Origin of the sequence: Aestuariibaculum suncheonense, from assembly GCF_014596935.1 — a bacterium.
GTDB classification, from domain to species: Bacteria; Bacteroidota; Bacteroidia; order Flavobacteriales; family Flavobacteriaceae; genus Aestuariibaculum; species Aestuariibaculum suncheonense.
This window is the reverse complement of the sequence record NZ_JACVXC010000015.1, coordinates 1-310: the sequence shown is the minus strand read 5'-3', so window position 1 is coordinate 310 and position 310 is coordinate 1. Positions and strand designations below refer to the sequence as shown.

The 310-nt window shown below is 54.8% G+C and carries 1 rRNA gene; it reads left to right on the top strand.

The features are described 5' to 3' along the window. Window positions 1-310: ribosomal RNA gene (locus tag ICJ84_RS16550) — 16S ribosomal RNA — on the top strand; the annotation flags it as partial.

Here is a 310-nt window from a genome sequence, read left to right as displayed (position 1 = left end):
ACCGGATAATAAGAGAAGAAGCATTTCTTCTTTTTGAAAGTCGGTTTCGGCTGACACTTACAGATGAGCCCGCGGCGCATTAGCTAGTTGGTGAGGTAACGGCTCACCAAGGCGACGATGCGTAGCCGACCTGAGAGGGTGATCGGCCACACTGGGACTGAGACACGGCCCAGACTCCTACGGGAGGCAGCAGTAGGGAATCTTCGGCAATGGGCGAAAGCCTGACCGAGCAACGCCGCCTGAGCGATGAAGGCCTTCGGGTCGTAAAGCTCTGTTGTTAGAGAAGAACAAGTACGAGAGTAACTGCTCG